The sequence below is a fragment of the Pararcticibacter amylolyticus genome (assembly GCF_003130405.1).
GTDB classification, from domain to species: domain Bacteria; phylum Bacteroidota; class Bacteroidia; order Sphingobacteriales; family Sphingobacteriaceae; genus Arcticibacter; species Arcticibacter amylolyticus.
The window spans coordinates 1-298 of sequence record NZ_QEAS01000146.1; the positions used below are offsets into that span (position 1 = coordinate 1).

Annotated in this window: 1 protein-coding gene; it reads left to right on the forward strand. The window is 58.4% G+C overall.

Features of this window, described 5'->3' with window-relative positions; all coding sequences use genetic code 11:
- On the forward strand, nucleotides 1–298 hold a 298-nt coding region (locus tag DDR33_RS26390; protein WP_158280881.1), incomplete at both ends, for a hypothetical protein.

Genomic DNA, 298 nt, shown 5'->3' on the forward strand with positions numbered 1-298 from the left:
GGCAACGGCAGATGGGCAAAACAATACGGCGTCAGCATCGACGCCAGTGGCAACCGCAGCCTGAAAGACGAAGGCAGCTACGGGCAGAACCAGCTCTATGTCAGCGAGACCCGGGACGAAAACTGGAAAGAAGGCGACGGCAAAGCCGGCCTGCTCCAGGAGTTCAAAGACAAAGAAGCCCGGGTAGTGCTCAAGCGCACCTGGAACCGCAAAGCCGACCAGAGCACCGAAGCCCTGTCCACCTATTACGTGTACGACGATTTCGGCAACCTGTGCTATGTCCTTCCCCCCAAGTCAG